The 15,520-nt window shown below is 70.4% G+C and carries 14 protein-coding genes and 1 pseudogene; 7 read left to right on the top strand and 8 right to left on the bottom strand.

Annotated features, from left to right (window positions below):
- Positions 1 to 35: 35 nt before the first annotated feature.
- Positions 36 to 332, bottom strand: a complete 297-nt coding sequence (locus Q9G87_RS16430) for a hypothetical protein (protein WP_305917216.1) — start codon at positions 330 to 332, stop codon at positions 36 to 38.
- A 239-nt stretch (positions 333 to 571) separates the two neighbouring features.
- Between Q9G87_RS16430 and Q9G87_RS16425 the strand changes: the two genes are divergently transcribed.
- Positions 572 to 1,447 carry an oxidoreductase gene (locus Q9G87_RS16425; protein ID WP_305917215.1) on the top strand — a complete coding sequence of 292 codons (876 nt, stop codon included), beginning with the start codon at positions 572 to 574 and terminating at the stop codon, positions 1,445 to 1,447.
- A gap of 45 nt (positions 1,448 to 1,492) precedes the next feature.
- On the opposite strand, the gene Q9G87_RS16420 is transcribed toward Q9G87_RS16425, so the two are convergent.
- Together Q9G87_RS16420 and Q9G87_RS16415 are read right to left on the bottom strand one after the other, a co-directional pair.
- Complete coding sequence (locus tag Q9G87_RS16420; protein ID WP_305917214.1) at positions 1,493 to 2,464, bottom strand: tyrosine-type recombinase/integrase; 972 nt, start codon at positions 2,462 to 2,464, stop codon at positions 1,493 to 1,495.
- A complete protein-coding gene (locus Q9G87_RS16415) occupies positions 2,461 to 3,648 on the bottom strand; it encodes a cysteine desulfurase-like protein (RefSeq protein WP_305917213.1) in 1,188 nt (395 codons plus the stop codon). The genes Q9G87_RS16420 and Q9G87_RS16415 overlap by 4 nt, the downstream gene beginning before the upstream one ends.
- A gap of 261 nt (positions 3,649 to 3,909) precedes the next feature.
- Between Q9G87_RS16415 and Q9G87_RS16410 the strand changes: the two genes are divergently transcribed.
- The 3 genes from Q9G87_RS16410 to Q9G87_RS16400 are packed head-to-tail and all read left to right on the top strand — an operon-like array spanning position 3,910 to position 6,762.
- On the top strand, positions 3,910 to 5,340 hold the full coding sequence (locus tag Q9G87_RS16410) for a WS/DGAT/MGAT family O-acyltransferase (RefSeq protein ID WP_305917212.1): 1,431 nt from the start codon (positions 3,910 to 3,912) through the stop codon (positions 5,338 to 5,340).
- Positions 5,341 to 5,389: 49 nt separating this feature from the next.
- Positions 5,390 to 6,478: a winged helix DNA-binding domain-containing protein gene (locus tag Q9G87_RS16405; RefSeq protein ID WP_305917211.1), complete on the top strand. Its 1,089-nt coding sequence runs from the start codon at positions 5,390 to 5,392 to the stop codon at positions 6,476 to 6,478.
- A complete protein-coding gene (locus Q9G87_RS16400; protein ID WP_305917210.1) occupies positions 6,445 to 6,762 on the top strand; it encodes a hypothetical protein in 318 nt (105 codons plus the stop codon). The genes Q9G87_RS16405 and Q9G87_RS16400 overlap by 34 nt, the downstream gene beginning before the upstream one ends.
- A gap of 652 nt (positions 6,763 to 7,414) precedes the next feature.
- Here the strand turns inward: Q9G87_RS16400 and Q9G87_RS16395 are convergent.
- On the bottom strand, positions 7,415 to 8,188 hold the full coding sequence (locus tag Q9G87_RS16395; protein ID WP_305917209.1) for a TetR/AcrR family transcriptional regulator: 774 nt from the start codon (positions 8,186 to 8,188) through the stop codon (positions 7,415 to 7,417).
- 143 nt (positions 8,189 to 8,331) lie between these two features.
- Here Q9G87_RS16395 and Q9G87_RS16390 point away from each other — a divergent pair.
- The 3 genes and pseudogenes from Q9G87_RS16390 to add form a co-directional block, all read left to right on the top strand.
- Positions 8,332 to 9,282, top strand: a pseudogene (locus Q9G87_RS16390) (RNA polymerase sigma factor); the annotation flags it as partial.
- A 198-nt stretch (positions 9,283 to 9,480) separates the two neighbouring features.
- Positions 9,481 to 10,248, top strand: coding sequence for a class I SAM-dependent methyltransferase (locus tag Q9G87_RS16385; protein ID WP_305917208.1), 768 nt, complete (start codon positions 9,481 to 9,483; stop codon positions 10,246 to 10,248).
- A 43-nt stretch (positions 10,249 to 10,291) separates the two neighbouring features.
- Positions 10,292 to 11,242, top strand: coding sequence for an adenosine deaminase (gene add, locus Q9G87_RS16380; protein ID WP_305917207.1), 951 nt, complete (start codon positions 10,292 to 10,294; stop codon positions 11,240 to 11,242).
- 228 nt (positions 11,243 to 11,470) lie between these two features.
- Here add and Q9G87_RS16375 read toward each other — a convergent pair whose 3' ends face one another.
- The 4 genes from Q9G87_RS16375 to Q9G87_RS16360 all read right to left on the bottom strand — a co-directional run bounded on the left by Q9G87_RS16375 (position 11,471) and on the right by Q9G87_RS16360 (position 15,407).
- Positions 11,471 to 13,198 (bottom strand): tachylectin-related carbohydrate-binding protein, encoded by a 1,728-nt coding sequence (locus tag Q9G87_RS16375; protein WP_305917206.1) that lies wholly within the window; start codon positions 13,196 to 13,198, stop codon positions 11,471 to 11,473.
- Positions 13,199 to 13,328: 130 nt separating this feature from the next.
- Complete coding sequence (locus Q9G87_RS16370) at positions 13,329 to 13,814, bottom strand: poly-gamma-glutamate biosynthesis protein PgsC/CapC (RefSeq protein ID WP_305917205.1); 486 nt, start codon at positions 13,812 to 13,814, stop codon at positions 13,329 to 13,331.
- Positions 13,811 to 15,004 carry a poly-gamma-glutamate synthase PgsB gene (gene pgsB / locus Q9G87_RS16365; RefSeq protein WP_305917204.1) on the bottom strand — a complete coding sequence of 398 codons (1,194 nt, stop codon included), beginning with the start codon at positions 15,002 to 15,004 and terminating at the stop codon, positions 13,811 to 13,813. Before pgsB ends, Q9G87_RS16370 begins: the two co-directional genes overlap by 4 nt.
- 169 nt (positions 15,005 to 15,173) lie before the next feature.
- Positions 15,174 to 15,407 carry a hypothetical protein gene (locus tag Q9G87_RS16360; RefSeq protein ID WP_305917203.1) on the bottom strand — a complete coding sequence of 78 codons (234 nt, stop codon included), beginning with the start codon at positions 15,405 to 15,407 and terminating at the stop codon, positions 15,174 to 15,176.
- Between the last annotated feature and the right edge of the window lie 113 nt (positions 15,408 to 15,520).

Here is a 15,520-nt window from a genome sequence, read left to right as displayed (position 1 = left end):
GGAATCGACACCGCCTCGGAAACTCTTCCGAAAAATCAGGACACGATGGTCTCGAGGGCGAAGCTGAGGACGGTGCCGATGACCATGCCCACGCCGGCCGCCACGGCGGCCCACTTGCCCAGAGGCTCGCCCCTCGCATGGCCGACGACGCCCAGCACGATGCCGGCCAGGCCGAACAGGACCGGGGTGAACAGCACGGCCACCGCCGCGCAGACGAACCCGACGATCGACACGACCTGATCAATGGCACGCTGACCGGAGGGCGGACGTGGCGGCCGCTGCGCGCCGGCGTGCCGATCGTCGCCTCCGGGCGAGTCCTGGGGCGAGGTCACGGACGGCTCCTCTCGGCGGGAACCACATCACACACCGGAGCGGGCTGCCATGTCGAGCCGCGTCCGCCCATTTCAGGAGGCTTGTTTCTGACGGGTCAGCGGCGCCGGGAGCGGGCGCGGCGTGCCGGACCGGACGCGGTTTCGGCGGAGCAACATCAGCTGGGAGAGGCGAGGTGTAGCGTCTGGATTGCCCGAGCCGCGAGACTTGCCGCGCTGATGCACGGCGGAGGAGACGCGACATGCTCAGATGGACGGCGGCGGACGTCCCCGACCAGCACGGGCGCACGGTGATCGTCACTGGCGCGAACAGCGGACTCGGCGCGGAAACGACCCGTGTGCTGGCCCAGGCCGGCGCAAAGGTGATCATGGCGTGCCGCGACCCGGACAAGGCGCAGGCGGTGGCCGACGGGATCGACGGCGATACCGAGGTGCGCAGGCTCGACCTGGCCGCCCTGTCGTCGGTGCGGGCCTTTGCCGACGGCCTCGACGTCGACGTCGACGTGCTGATCAACAACGCGGGAGTCATGGCGGTGCCGAAAGGCACCACGGCGGACGGCTTCGAGCGGCACATCGGCACCAACCACCTGGGGCCGTTCGCGCTGACCGGCCTGCTGATCAACCACGTGCGCGAGCGGGTCGTCACCGTGTCCAGCGGCCTGCACGTGCTCGGCAGGATCCGCGGCGACCTGAACTGGGAGCGCCGCCGCTACCAGCGGTGGCTGGCCTACGCACAGTCCAAGCTGGCCAACCTGCTGTTCGCCTACGAGCTTCAACGAAGGCTGTCCGCGGCGGGACGGCGGATCATTTCGGTGGCGGCTCACCCCGGCGTCGCCGCCACCGAGGGGCAGCGCCGGGACACGTCGCTTCAGGGCAAGCTCCTCGCGGGCGGGCCCGCGCAGAGTGCGGAGATGGGCGCGCTGCCGATACTGTACGCGGCGACCGCGCCTGGCCTCGGAGGTGGCGCCTGCGTCGGGCCGGACGGGTTCATGCAGCGCAGCGGCCACCCGGCGCTGGTCCGCTCAAGCCGCGCCTCGCGCGACACCACGCTCGCCGCCCAGCTGTGGGAGCGGTCCGAACGCCTCACCGGTGTCCCCTACGTCATCGAACCGCTCTGACGTGAGCCGCGCGTACTGGTGTTGCCGGGCGAGGCGACGTTCCGGTCAGGCGAGGGGGCGGGCGGTGGGGAGGCGGAGGCGGTCGACGGCGTCGCGGCGGGTGCGTTCGGGGCGGCGGTCGTAGCGGGCCGTGGTGGCCGGGGACGAATGGCCGACCAGGGCCTGGGCCGTGGCCAGGTCCACTCCCGCGTCCAGCAGCTCGCCGATGAATGTGCGGCGGAAGTCGTGCGCCGTACGCCGCGCCGCTCCCGCCGCCCCCAGCCGCCGCGCCAGGATGTCGGCGATGCCCTGCCCGGTCAGGCCCACCGGACGGCCGTCGCGCTCCCGCACGCGCCCTGCCTTGCTGATCGGGCTGAACAACGCCCCCGGCATGGCCCCGCGGACCGCCAGCCACCGCTCGACCAGCCCGATCGCGTCGGTCGTCAGGTAGACCAGGCGCTCCTTGTCCCGTTTGCCGCGCACCCGCAGCGATCGCGCTCCCGGATCGTAGTCGGCCAGCGCGAGCCCGCCCAGCTCGGCCCGCCGGCAGCCGGTGGAGTACAGCACGGCGATCAGCGCCGCGTCCCGCACTCCGGCGGGCGAGTCGTCGCACGCGGACAGGGCCGCGCCGACCACCTCCGGCGGCACGTGGTGCCCGGTCGGCAGCCGGCTCTGCCGCACCGGAGCCAGGTCGGAGGCGCGGGCGAAGTCCTCGGCGCTGGTCTGCCCCAGCCGCCACGCCTCCTTCAGCACCCGGCGCAGCGCCACCAGGTGCTTGTTGACGTACGCCGCCGACCATCCCTGATCGGTGAGCATCGTACGGATGCGCACCGTGTGCTCGTAGCGCAGCAAATGCCACGGCTGCCCCGCGCCCGTGGCGGCGGCGTCGCCGGTGAGCAGGCGGGCCAGCCGGTCGAGGCAGCCGCGCATGGTGCGGCGCGACTCCGGGCTGGTCAGCGAGTCGAGGTAGACGTGGTAGGGGTCGCGCGCCGGCTCGACCGGCGGCGCCGCCAGATCGGGGACGGCAGGCAGGCTCACCCCGACGATCTTAGAGCGTCGACGCCTTCGAGGAGCCGGTCCACGTCGGAGTGGTCGTTGTAGTGCACCAGCCCGGCGCGCACCGCGCCGCCCGAGTCGCGGATGCCGAGCGCGCCGGTCAGCTCCCAGGCGTAGTTGTGCCCGTTCCAGACGTTCACCCGCAGCCCCGCCAGGTGCTCGGCAACCTGGCGCGGGGTGTGTCCGGCCACGGTGAAGTACGCGGTGGCGGTGCGCCTGGCCGGCTTGCCGTACACCGTGACGTGCGGCATCGTCTCCAGCCCCGCCAGCAGCACCGCGAACAGCTCCAGCTCGTGCTCCTCCGCCGCCGTCATCGAGGTGAGCAGGCGCTCGCGGCGGGTGCCGGCGCCCGGGACCATGGCCGCCAGGTGGTCGACGGCCGCCGTCACGCCTTCCAGGTCGGCGAACGCCGCCGTGCCCCGCTCGAACCGCTGCGGCACCGTGTCCGGCGACGAGGCCAGCTTGTCCGGCCGGAGCGTCTCCAGCAGCGCCGGGTCGGCCACCACCGCGCCGATGTGCGGGCCCGACCACTTGTAGGCGCTGGTGGCGTAGAAGTCGGCACCCAGTGCCCGCATGTCCACCGGGCCGTGCGGGGTGGCGTGCACGCCGTCCACGTACATCAGCGCGCCCGCCCGATGCGCCAGCTCGGCGATGGCGGGCACGTCGGGGCGGGTGCCCAGGATGTTGCTGGCCGCCGTCACCGCCACGACCCGGGTACGCTCGCCGATCAGGCTCGCGTACTGCTCGACCGGGAGCTCCCCGGTCACCGGGTCCACCTCGGCCCAGCGGACGGTCGCGCCGGTCTGGGTCCAGGGGCGGACGTTCGCGTCGTGGTCGAGCCTGGAGACCACCACCTCGTCGCCGGGGCCGGTGATCGCCCTGGCCAGGTTGTAGGTCAGGGTGGTCATGTTCGGGCCGAGGATCACGCCGCCGGGGTCGCCGCCGACCAGGTCGGCCACGGCCGCGCGGCAGGCGGCCACGATGGCGTCGGAGCGGTGACTGGCGGGGAAGGCGCCGCCCACGTTGCCGATCCCGCTGCGGTAGGCGTCGGAGATGGCCTCGATCACGGATCGGGGGGTTTGGGTGCCGGCCGCTCCGTCGAGGTAGGCGTAGCCGTCGGTCAGAGCGGGGTAAGAGGCGCGCACCGAATTAATGGGGAAAGGCATGATATGTAGATGCTCACCCTCCGCGACCTCAACCGTGCCACCTTGGCCCGGCAGCATCTCCTGGAACGTCGCAAAGGGGATGTTACCGACATCGTGCAGCGGCCTGCCGGCCGGGCTGCAGGCGCAGGAGCCGCGTCTTCCCTCGCTCTCGCGTCTCGCGGGGACTTCGTCGAGGTGGTTGATGGAGGTGAGCCCGAAGCGGGCACGCTGTCCCTTGAAGTGACGGGCGGAGTCTGATTGGTTCGGGGCGGAGGTGTCCCCATGCCGCAGCTTTCCGCCCTGGACGCGCAGTTCCTCCATTTCGAGACCGCGACGAACGTGGCCAACATCGCCGGCCTCGCCATCCTCGACGGCGACCTCAACCGTGCCGACCTGCAGGACCTGCTCGAACGACGGCTCCCGTACGTGCCCGCCCTGCGGCGCAAGCTGGCTCCGGTGCCCTTCGGTCTCGACCACCCGTACTGGATGGAGGAGGACGATCTCGACCTCGACTACCACGTACGCGAGATCGGCCTGCCGCCGCCCGGCGACGACCGGCAGCTCGCCGAGCAGGTCTCCCGCCTGCACGCCCGCCGCCTCGACCGGGGCCGCCCCCTGTGGGAGATCTACCTGATCCACGGCCTGTCCGGCGGTCGCATGGGCCTCTACACCAAGATCCACCATGCGGCCGTGGACGGGATCGGCGGCGCCGACGTGCTGGCCGCGCTGCTCGACGTCAGCCCCGAGCCCGCGCCGCCGCCCGCGGTCGAGCCCGAGCGGGACGAGCCGCCGCCCGGGCGGGCGGAGATGATGGCGCGCGGGCTGGCCAGGCTGGCGCTCAACCCTGCCCAGGCGGTGCGGTTCGCGGCGCGGGCGGTGCCGCACCTGGACGAGATCCCCGTCGTGTCCCGGCTCCCGGGCAGCCATCTCGTCTCCGGGCTCGCCCGCAAGCTCGCCGGCGCGGGGCAGGCGCCGGAGCTGCCGATGCTGCCCGCCCCCAGGACCCCGTTCAGCGGCCCCGTGTCCCAGCACCGGCGCTTCGCGTTCGTGTCGCTGCCGCTCGATGAGATCAAGCAGGTGCGCAAGGCGTTCGGGGTCACGGTCAACGACGTGGTCATGGCCGTGTGCGCGGGCGCGCTGCGCAGGTGGCTGGCCGCGCACGGCAGCCTGCCGAGCCGTCCGCTGGTGGCGGGGGTGCCGTTCTCGCTGCGGGAAGCAGGCGTCGAGGGGCGCGGCAACCAGGTGGCGATCATGACGGCCCCGCTCGCGGTGCACGTGGCCGACCCCGTCGCCCGGCTGCACCAGGTGCGGCAGGCCATGCACCGGATCAAGGACAGGTTCTCGCTGGCGCCCGCGCGCTGGCTGCGCGAGTTCAGCGAGTCGATGCCGGCCGCGCTCATGGGGCTGGCGTCGAGGTCGGCGTTCGGGCTGGTGGGGGAGACCGCCCCGCCGATCAACGTCATCGTCTCGAACGTGCCGGGCCCGCAGTTCCCCCTGTACGTGTGCGGCGGGCGGCTGCTGACCCACTACCCGGTCTCCGTGATCACGGACGTGAGCGGCGGCGTCAACATCACCGCGTTCTCCTACAACGGCTCGCTCGACATCGGCGTCGTCACCGACCGGCGCATGGTCCCTGACGCCTGGGAGCTGACCCGGCACCTGCGCGACGCCCTCCAGGAACTCCGCGAGGCCGAGGCGGCCTTGCCACACTGACCTCGAATCGCGGAACCAACCTTGCCGCATTGGTTCCTAGGCTGGACTCATGATCCTGAATCGCCGGGTGCTCAACCGCACCACGCTCGACCGCCAACTCCTGTTGCGCCGTGCCGACATGAAGCCCGTTCAGGCCATCGAACGGCTGGTCGCGGTGCAGGGGCAAGAGATCGACGCGCCGTACATCGGGCTGTGGACGCGCCTGGCCGCCTTCACCCAGGACGACCTGGCTGCGCTGCTGTACGGCAAGCAGGTGGTACGCGGATCGTTGCTGCGCGGGACCCAGCACCTGGCGCTGGCCGACGACTACGTGTGGATCCGGCCGCTGATGCAGGTGATCCTGTCCAGGGGCAGGCAAGCGGCCTTCGGACGGGTGACGCGCGGCGTGGACCTCGAGGAGCTGGCCCGGCTGGCGCGCGAGCACCTGGCCGGGCGTACGCTCACCCGTCCCCAGCTGCGCGACCTGCTGCGCGAGCGGTGGCCCGAGACGGATCCGATGGCGCTGAGCTGGTCGGCGCAACTGCTGCTGCCGATCGTGCACACGCCGCCGAACGGGATCTGGGGGAAGGGCGGGGCCACGCCGTTCACGCTGGCCGAGGAGTGGCTGGGGCGGCCGCTGGACGGCACCGCACCGGTGGAGCGGCTGGTGGAGCGGTATCTGGCCGCGTACGGGCCGGCGAGCGTGATGGACGTGCAGATGTGGTCGGGGCTGACGCGGCTGCGGGCGGTCGTGGAGGGCATGCCCCACTTACGGAAATATCAGGACACCGAGGGTCGCCTCCTCTACGACCTGCCCGACGCGCCGCTCGCCGAGGAGGATGTGCCCGCTCCCGTACGGTTCCTGCCCTGGTTCGACAACCTCGTCGTCGCCTATGCCGACCGCGGCCGCCTGATGACCGCCGAGCAACGCAAGGCGGTGTGCGTGGGCGCGGTCATCTACCCCACCTTCCTCGTCGACGGAACTGTCGGTGGCATGTGGGACCTTAAGGACGGCGTGCTGACGGTCGAGCCCTTCCACCCGCTGTCCGACGGCGTGATGGAGGAGCTGGCCGCCGAAGCGGCGCGCCTGATGGCCTTCGCGGGTGTCGAGGATGGGAGCATCGCATGGCTAGCGCCCAGGAGCTCTACGACGACCTAGTCGCCGAGCACCTCGCCAGGCCCGACGTGAGCATGGGGCGCATGCTCCACGCGGACGGGCTCAAGGTCGGGGGAAAGGCGTATGCGTTCTTCTCCCGGGACCGGGTCGTGCTCAAGCTGCCGGCCGCGCGGGCCGGGGAGCTGGTGGGTGAAGGGACGGCCGAGGTCCTGCGGATGGGGTCACGGCAGATGCGGGAATGGGTCGCGTTACGCGAGCCTGACGAGGTGGTGTGGCGGCGGCTGATGGCGGAGGCGGCGACCTACGTCGAGAGCCTGGGCCGCTGACGGGGCACGGCGTTTCAGGGGCTCTTGCGCCGCCTGCTCCACCGGCCCTTCGGCTCCCCCCCGGCGGCGTCATGGACCGACCCGGCCGCGTGGTGGTGCGCATGCCGGTGTTGCTGCGCCGTGTCGCGTGTGCCTGGCGCGGTGCCGCACCCTGTCGCGCGGGCGGTGCTGCGCTGTGTTGTGCGTGCTGGCGGTGCCGTGTCGTGTTGCGCGTGCCGATGGTGCCGTGTCGTGTTGCACGTGCCGGCGGTGCCCCATCGTGTTGCGCATACTGGCGGTGCTGCGTCACGTTGCTCGTGCTGGCGATGGTGCCGTGTTGCTCGTGCTGGCGGTGCCGCGCCGTGTCGCGTGTGCCGGCGTGGTGCCGCACCCTGTCGCGCGTGCTGGCGCGGTGCTGCGTCATGTCGTGGGTCCCGTCGCCAGGACTCGGCGCATGCGGAGCGCCATGGGCGACGGTTCGCGTGGCTCTATGGCGCACGCGCCTGCGCGGTGCCGGGCGCTCAAACGGCGAGCTCGAACGGTGAGGGTCGGGCGCTCAGAACGGCGAGCTCAAAACGGTGACGGCCGGGCGCTCAATACGGCGAGGGCCGGGTGCAGTGGCCTGAGGGCTCAGACGATGAGAGTCCGGAACGCGGCAGTGGGGAGTGGCGGGTCAGCGGCGGGCATACTCGCCGATGGCCGGTTCGAGGAGGGTGAAGACATGCTGGGCGGTTTCCGCGAGGGCGGCGGCGATCGTGTCGTCGTCATCCCCGGCCAGGGTGCGGCTCTGCAGCTCACGAAAGAGCAGCCGATCCGCCGCCGCGAGCTGCGCGGCCACGGCCCGTGCGGCGAGCCGACGGCCCCTGTCGTCCATGGCGGCCGCGGCGGCCGACGTGGCCAACGTAGCGGGGGTGGTCGGCGTGGCCGGGGTGTCCGTGGCGGGGGTGGCCAACGTGGCGGGGATGGCCGGGGTGACCGTGGCGAGGGTGGTCGGCGTGGCCTGGGTGGGCGGTTCGGTGGCGAGCTGGGCCGCGAGGGCTTCTTCGCGCTGGTCGTGGAGGTCGCGCAGGCGGGCGACCAGCGTCGGGCTGTCGGCGATCATCCGGGCGAAGTCCCACCCGGTGAAGCCGATGACCGGATCGCGCCGCTCCAGCGCCCCCAGGAATGCCCGCCGCACAGCATCCAGCGCCGATTCGCCCGGCGCGCGCCCCGCCACGGCTTCGGCCAGCCCCGCCACGAAGGCCTCGTGGTGGTCGAGCGCCAGATCCTCCTTCCGGGGGAAGTAGTTCGTCACCGTCATCTTCGCCACCCTGGCCGCGGCGGCGATGTCGGCGATCGTCGTCCGGTCGAAGCCACGTTCCAGGAACAGTTGGGTAGCGTGGTCAGAGATGGCCTGCCTGGTCTCTCGCTTCTTCTGTTCCCGCAAGCCCAAGGTGTCGATGCTCATAGCCACAGTCTTCCATAAATTTTTAGGTCCGACCTCATTTTAGGTTGACCAAGACGAAGGTTCAACCTAAAGTTAGGTGCGACCCAAACTTGGTGCGTCCATCCAACGCGAGCGAGGAGTGAGTTTTGTCCGAAGCAGCAGAGGTTCTCGAAGTGGACGACAACACTGCCGGCGGTGGCGGGACCGTCGGCGCGGACTCGGTCAAGACATACCTGAAGGAGATCGGGCGCGTCCCGTTGCTCACTGCCGAGCAGGAGATCGACCTGGCCAAGCGCATCGAGGCCGGCCTGTTCGCCAGGGAGCGGCTGGACACCGAGCCGGGGCTGACCGCCGAGCTGCGTGCCGATCTGGAGTGGATCGCCGACGACGGCGAGCGCGCCAGGAGCCGCATGCTGGAGGCCAACCTGCGGCTGGTGGTCTCCATCGCCAAGCGCTATACCGGCCGCGGCATGCTCTTCCTGGACCTGATCCAGGAGGGCAACCTGGGCCTGATCCGGACGATCGAGAAGTTCGATTACCGGCTCGGCTTCAAGTTCTCCACGTACGCGACCTGGTGGATCAAGCAGGCCATCACCCGGGCCATGGCCGACCAGGCCCGTACGATCCGCATCCCCGTCCACATGGTGGAGCTGATCAACAAGGTGGCACGGGTGCAGCGCCGCCTGCAGAGCGACCTCGGCCGCGAGCCCACCCCGGAGGAGATCGCCGCCGAGACCGAGCTGGAGGTGGCACGGGTCGTCGAGGTCCAGGGATACGGTCGTGAGCCGGTCTCCCTGAGCACGCCGCTGGGCGAGGAGGGCGACAGCGAGTTCGGCGACCTCATCGAGGACACCGAGGCCGTCTCCCCGGCCGACGCGGTCTCGTTCACCCTGCTCCAGCAGCAGCTCAACTCCCTGCTCGACCAGCTCTCCGAGCGGGAGGCGGGCGTGATCAGCCTGCGGTACGGCCTGGCCGACGGACAGCCGAGGACGCTGGACGAGATCGGCAAGGTCTACGGCGTCACTCGCGAACGCATCAGGCAGATCGAGGCCAAGACGATGTCCAAGCTTCGCCACCCGTCGCGTTCGCTGGCGCTGCGCGACTATCTCAGCTGATCTTCTCCGACGATCGGGTTGATGATCCGATTGAATGCCCCGGGTGCCGCACAAGTGATCAATTTGGGGGTGGCGGCACCTTTCTGGGGCGGCTGATTGGGGAATGTCCGCTGGTCGGGAGAAAAGCTGCGTAAACGAAAACCCAAGAGTGTCGCATGGGGCCTTTGACCGGCACGGCGGCTGGCCTAGATTCCAAGGGTGAAACGCACCCGCTCCAGTGTCGTCCACCAGGCGGCCTACGCGTTCAAGAATCCCCACAAGATTGCCCCCCATCTGCGGCGGCTGGCGCGTGACACGTGGTTCCGGCTGCGTACCCGCGATCATGTCGGCTACTACCGGGCGGTCATGAAGTCCGACACCGCGCGCGACCCCGAGGGAGCGGTCGGCTCGCACACCCACAAGCGCTGGCTGGCGCTCGGTCGCATGCAATTCGACTACCTCGTCGAACACGGGCTCAAGCCGGAATGCCGCATGCTGGAAATCGGCTGCGGCAACCTGCGCGCGGGGCATTTGTTCATCGACTACCTGCACGATGGAAACTACTACGGAATCGACATCTCGCCCGACATCCTCATGGCGGCGCAGGACACCATCGTCCGGCACGGCCTGCGCGACAAACTGCCGTATCTGACTCCGGTACGCGATCTGCGTTTCGCGTTCCTGCCCGACCGGCATTTCGACGTCGTGCACGCGCACAGCGTCTTCTCGCACTCGCCGCTGCACGTCATCGAGGAGTGCTTCGCGCACGTGGGCCGCGTCATGAAGCCGAACGCCTGGTTCGACTTCACCTTTGACCGGACCGAAGGCAAGGAGCACCAGGTCCTGCGCGAGGACTTCTACTACCGCACCGAGACGCTCGCGGCCCTGGCCGAGAAGCACGGATTCACGGCGACGTTCATGGAGGACTGGGAACGGTTGCCGCACAAGCAGTCCAAGATGCGTCTCACGAAGAAGACCGCCTCGTGAAAACGGAGTGCGCACGGGCGGGGCGGGTTTCTAAGGTTGGGGCGTGAGAGACGTACGGTCACTGCCCAAAGCCCACCTGCACGTGCACCTCGAAAGCACCGTACGCCCGGAGACGGCGCGCGAGCTGGGCGGATCGCGCGAGCCCGAGAACGGCTTCCAGAGCTTCAGGGAGTTCGGCGACGCGCGGGCCCGGGTGCGGGAGCTGCTGCGCACGGCCGAGCACTTCAGGCGGATCGCGGTGGAGTTCTGCGAGGACGAGGCCGCGCAGGGCACCCGCTACGTGGAGGTGACCTTCACCGCCGCCTCCCACGGCGAGCGGCTGGGGGCGCCGGAGATGCCGCTGGAGGCGGTGCTCGACGGGCTGACCGAGGGCGGGGCCAGGCACGGGATCGAATGGCGGGTGCTGCTCGACCACTCCAGGCGGCGGCCGGTCGAGCGGATGTGGCGCACACTCAAGCTAGCCACCCGCTACGACGCCGTCATCGGTCTGGGGCTGGCCGGCGACGAGGCCCACCCGCTCGCCCCGTTCGCGGCGGTGTGCGACGCAGCCAGGGACGCGGGGCTGCGTCTGACGCACCACGCGGGGGAGGCGGCCGGCGCGGCCAGCATCCGCGAGGCGCTCGACCTGGGGCACGCCGAGCGGCTCGGGCACGGGATCCGGGTGCTCGACGACGACACGCTGGTGGCGGAGGTGCGTGAGCGCGGGATCCCGCTGGAGGTCTGCCCCACTTCCAACGTCCTGCTCGGGTTCGTCCCCTCGCTCGCCGCCCACCCGCTGCCGCGGCTGCGGGCCGCCGGGCTGGCGGTCACCGTCAACACCGACGGGGAGACGTCGCTCGCCGACGAATACGCCCGCCTGCGCGACGTCTTCGGCTACGACGACCACGACCTGGCCGATCTGGCCCGGGCCTCGATCGAGGCGTCGTTCGCCCCCGAGCCGCTCAAGTCCCGCCTGCGTGCCGAGGTGGACGCCTGGCTCGAGCCGTCCCCGTGACCGACCGGCCTCCGCCCGGCGCCTGCCACGCCGCAGTCCCCGCCTGCCGAGGGGCGTTGCGACGGTGGAGGTCAGCCGCCCGCCCCCACCAAGGGCTGCCACGCAGAAGGTGACGCGCCCGCTGACGGTCGCGGTGCCGGAGTCGCTCATCCGTGCCCGCTGAGGCTTCGTTGCGCCGGAGGCCATGGTGCCCGCTGAACGTTCCGGACCCGGCCGCGCGCCGTCGGGTCAGAGGCGCTTGGCCGCCCGCCAAGATCGGTCATAGAGCGTGCCGTCGTCGAGCAGCGACGGCCCTCCCCGATCGCCCAAGGTCGGGCCGTCGACGACCTTGCGGCTGGACAGGAAGCGGTGCCCGCCGTCAGAGTCGATGCCCAGGTAGATACCCACATGGTCGATGTCGGCGCCGTCATCGGTGCTGGCATCCCAGAACAGCAGGTCACCCGGCTGCAGGCCGGCGTAGGAGCCGGGCTTGGCGGTGCCGCCGTCGGCCACGCCCACGCCGAGGGCGGAGGCGTGCATCTGCACGGCTCGTCGTGGCAGAGCGGTGCCTGCCGGGGTGCCGATCGCCATCGGGTAACCGCCGCGGTGGCCGTACACCATCCGGACGAATCCCGAACAGTCGAGCGCACCTTTCTGCTCCGGCTCGGCCCGATCCACCTTCTCGCCGTACGTCCAGTCCAGACCCAGGTAGTCGTTGAAGTCGGACCCCTCGTTGGGACCGTCCTCGCCGACCGGGCCGTAGTGGGCATCGCCGGCGTATCGCTGCCCCTCCTTGGTCTGGTCGCGTGCCCCTGTGATGTACTGCGTGGCGATCTCGAGCAGATCGTCCTGCGTGCTGCCGATGCTGGCGGACAGCCAGGAGGACGCCCAATCGGCCGACGGCGTCCAGGGCTCGGGGAGCAGGCGCACCCATGCTCGGGTCGAGACGGTGGCGTCAGTGGTGCTTTCGGCGAACTTACGTGGCGAGCCGTACAGAATCGCAGTACGGGCACGGGGAGTGAGCACCGCGCCGGCCCGCCCGTCCTTGTAGTAGATCGTCTGTCCGTGCTTGCCGGCGGCGTAGCCAGTGAAGGAACTGGCCGAACACGAGGCGCTGCCTGCGAACACGGCGGTGAAGCCGCTCCAGCCGTTGCTCACCTGGCGGCGCGCCTGCCACACGGGTGCGCCTGCCCGCGGGTCGGCGTGCCGTTCCCACCAGAGCCTGCCGCTGGGGTCCACCGCGTAGAAGACTCCGGCACCGGCGCCGGCCAGGTCGCGGTAGCCGCCCCAGCCTTCACCGGTCACCAGCCCGGTGCCGGTGCTGAAGGACGGACCGCCGCCTCCAGGGTCGGCGTGGCGGTACCACCGCATGTGTCCTTTGGCGTTGACGCCGAAGAGCACGCCATCGCCTCCGGTCATCAGTCGCGTGATCGCGTTCCATCCGGAGCGGATGACCTTGCCGCTGCCCTGGGCCCAGGTGCTGCCGCCCCGCACCGGCGACACATGCCGGTGCCAGTGCAGGTTTCCCTGCCTGTCCAGGGCGTAGAGCACGCCCGAGCCGTCGGTGGTCACCTCGACGTAGCCGCCCCAGCCTTGTCCGATCACCCTGCCGGAGCCCGGCGCCCACTGCTCGGCTCCGGTTGCCGCGCCGAGGTGCCGATACCACCGCAGGTAACCGGATCGGTCGACCGCATAGATCACGCCGTCCCTGCCGGAGACGATCGAGACGAAGCGCCCCCACCCATGGCCGACCTTCCCGCCGCTACCAGGCGCCCACGATGCGCCGCCGCCGGCGCCGTCGCGATGGCCGTGCCACGTCAGGTCCCCGCCCTGATCGACCCCGTAGAGCGGAACCGTGGGCTGGCAGGTCAACGGGGATGCGGCTGACGCCTGTCGCGCCGGCAGCGAGACCAGCAACGCCGCACCCACCACGGCCGCAGCTGCCGCGGCCCCGACCCGTCTACGAACCCCCGCCATAGCTGGAATGACTCCGATGACCCTTCGATCCTTGAGCAGACCGCTGCGAAGCGGCCATGTCCTGTCCTTGCTGTGTGGCCCTCACCAGCGAGGATAGGTGGCGATGCGGGGTGCACGTCTGATTCGGCCGTCATCCGCCGAGGAGGTGCAGCAGGATGCCGGCCGCCAGGACGGCGTAGGTGACCGCGGTGACGAAGGTCGTGGAGATCAGGGTGGGGACCACCGGTTGCCGGACCAGGTGGTAGGCGATCAGACCCGGTACGAGGAAGACGAGTGTCTCGTGACTGAGCAGCAGCGGGAACCGCCTGAGCAGGAAGGCGAACAGCGTCACCTGCAGGAAGATGCCGAGCATGAGGGCGCCGGCGAACAGCCGTTTGCCGTAAAGGATGACGAACCGTTGGACCACCACGGTGCCCGCCCAGGTGAGCGCCACGACACAGGCGATCATGATGATGCGGCGCCAGTCCTCGACGAGCGTGATCGCCAGCCCGGCAGGGCTGATCATTCCGCCCGGAGAGAGGTTGGTGGTCAGGTAGCAGATCAGGGCGAACAGCAGACCGATCGCGAACCCCAGGGCCGCCGTCTCGGGGGTCAGCACGGAGGTGGCGGGGCTCATCGGGCCGCTCCGGCCGGTGCGGCGGCGGTGAGCAAGTGCGCGAGCAGCCTTTCCCCCTGACCGTGGATGTTGCCGATGGCGACCACGGAGGCGTCGCTGTCGATGCGGGAGCAGATCTGGCTCCAGATCTGCTCGGGTTCGCGGTGAGGGCCGCCGAGGTCGACCAGTTCTCCGTTCCAGCCCGCGGGGAGTGCGGCGCGCGCGGATCGGGTGGGATGGCCGATGAGGAACAGCCTGGAGGTGCCGAGCTCCGGGACGATCTCGGCCATCTGGGCGTTGCGTTCGATGCGGTCCGGCCGGCAGTTGATGAGGGTGAGAATCGGCGGCCCGATGTGGCCGTGGTCGAGGAGCTGATGGAAGTTCATGACCGTGGAGCGGGGGTCGTTGGCGGCGAAGATGTTGGCGAAGCGCAGGGTCGCGCCCCGCACGTCGTACTTCTCGACTGTCAGAACGCCGGGGTCGAGTTGCATGGTGTACATGCCGTGCAGGGCGTCCCGGCGGGAGACGCCGACCTGGGCGGCCACCGTGAGCGCGATGGCGACGTTCTCAGGGAAGGCGAAGTGCCGGAACCCGGCCATCTCCTCCTCGCTCACCTCGCCGGCGTCGGCGACCAGGAGCCGGCAGTCGCGGCGCCCGGCCTCCTGCTGGAGCACCGTTCGGCGGTCACGTTCGGCGGTGACGCAGATGCCGCCGCGGGGCATCGTGCGCGACAATGACCGCGCGACGTCGTCCAGGGTGGGGCCCATCTCCGCCAGGTGGTCCTCCCGGACATTGCTCAGCACACCGATGGTGGAGCGGATGAGCTTGTCCTGGTAGGTCTCTTGCAACGGCGGCTTCACCGCCATGCACTCGATGACCAGCGCGTCCGGGTGCTCCGCGACAGCGCGGCGCACGATGCCGATCTGCTCGGCGATGTTGGCGATGCCGAACTTGCGATGCACCGGCTCCTCGCTGGCGTCCGTGTGGATGAAGCGCGCGGCGCTGCCGGTTGTCTTGGCGATCACGCGCAGCCTCCCGCCGCGCAGGGCTCCGGCGATCAGCCGGGTGATGGAGCTTTTGCCGCGGATGCCGTTGACCAGGACCCGCACCGGGATGCGGTCCAGGTTGGCGTCGTGCCGGCGTTGTTCCGCCACCCCGAGCACGAGGAGTACCAGCAGGGACAGGCTGAAGATCACATACAGATAGAGCATCTACACGTCCCCCGCCCCGAGTTGGGTGCGCTTGATCGTGTGCCCGATCAGCTCGCGTTCGTTGTGCCTGCGGTGCAAAATCCCGCGCGGGGGGCGCCCCGCGAGGATGTTTCTCGCGGGGCGCCGGAATGTGCCGGCGGGGTGAATCACCAGCGGCTACTTGCCTTCGTCACAGCGACTTGCAGTATGACAGCCTCCATCCGCCGTACTTGTAGCAGAACTTGCACCATTTGCCGTACCTCTCCTTCCAGCGGCACTTGACCGCGGCGGGTGCCGGCACGGCACGCTGTTCGACGGTCGTGCAGAGTGTGCCGGCGGCGCTGGCGGCTTGTGTCGTGATCGGGCCGCTGATCACGAGTGTGGACGCGGCCACGGCGGTGGCTACGAGGAGTCGCTTCAGCATGAGATCGCTCCCGATTGGAGGGGAGGAGTCCAGGACCGGCCTGGGACTCGCCGAAGCGTCGTGCACGGCTCCCGGGATTCACCATGACGGCGCCACGGTTTCCCGGGATATTC

This window comes from Nonomuraea turcica, assembly GCF_030718205.1.
Lineage (GTDB): Bacteria > Actinomycetota > Actinomycetes > Streptosporangiales > Streptosporangiaceae > Nonomuraea.
Note: the sequence above shows the minus strand (reverse complement) of the source record. Positions and strands in the feature narration are given on the sequence as shown.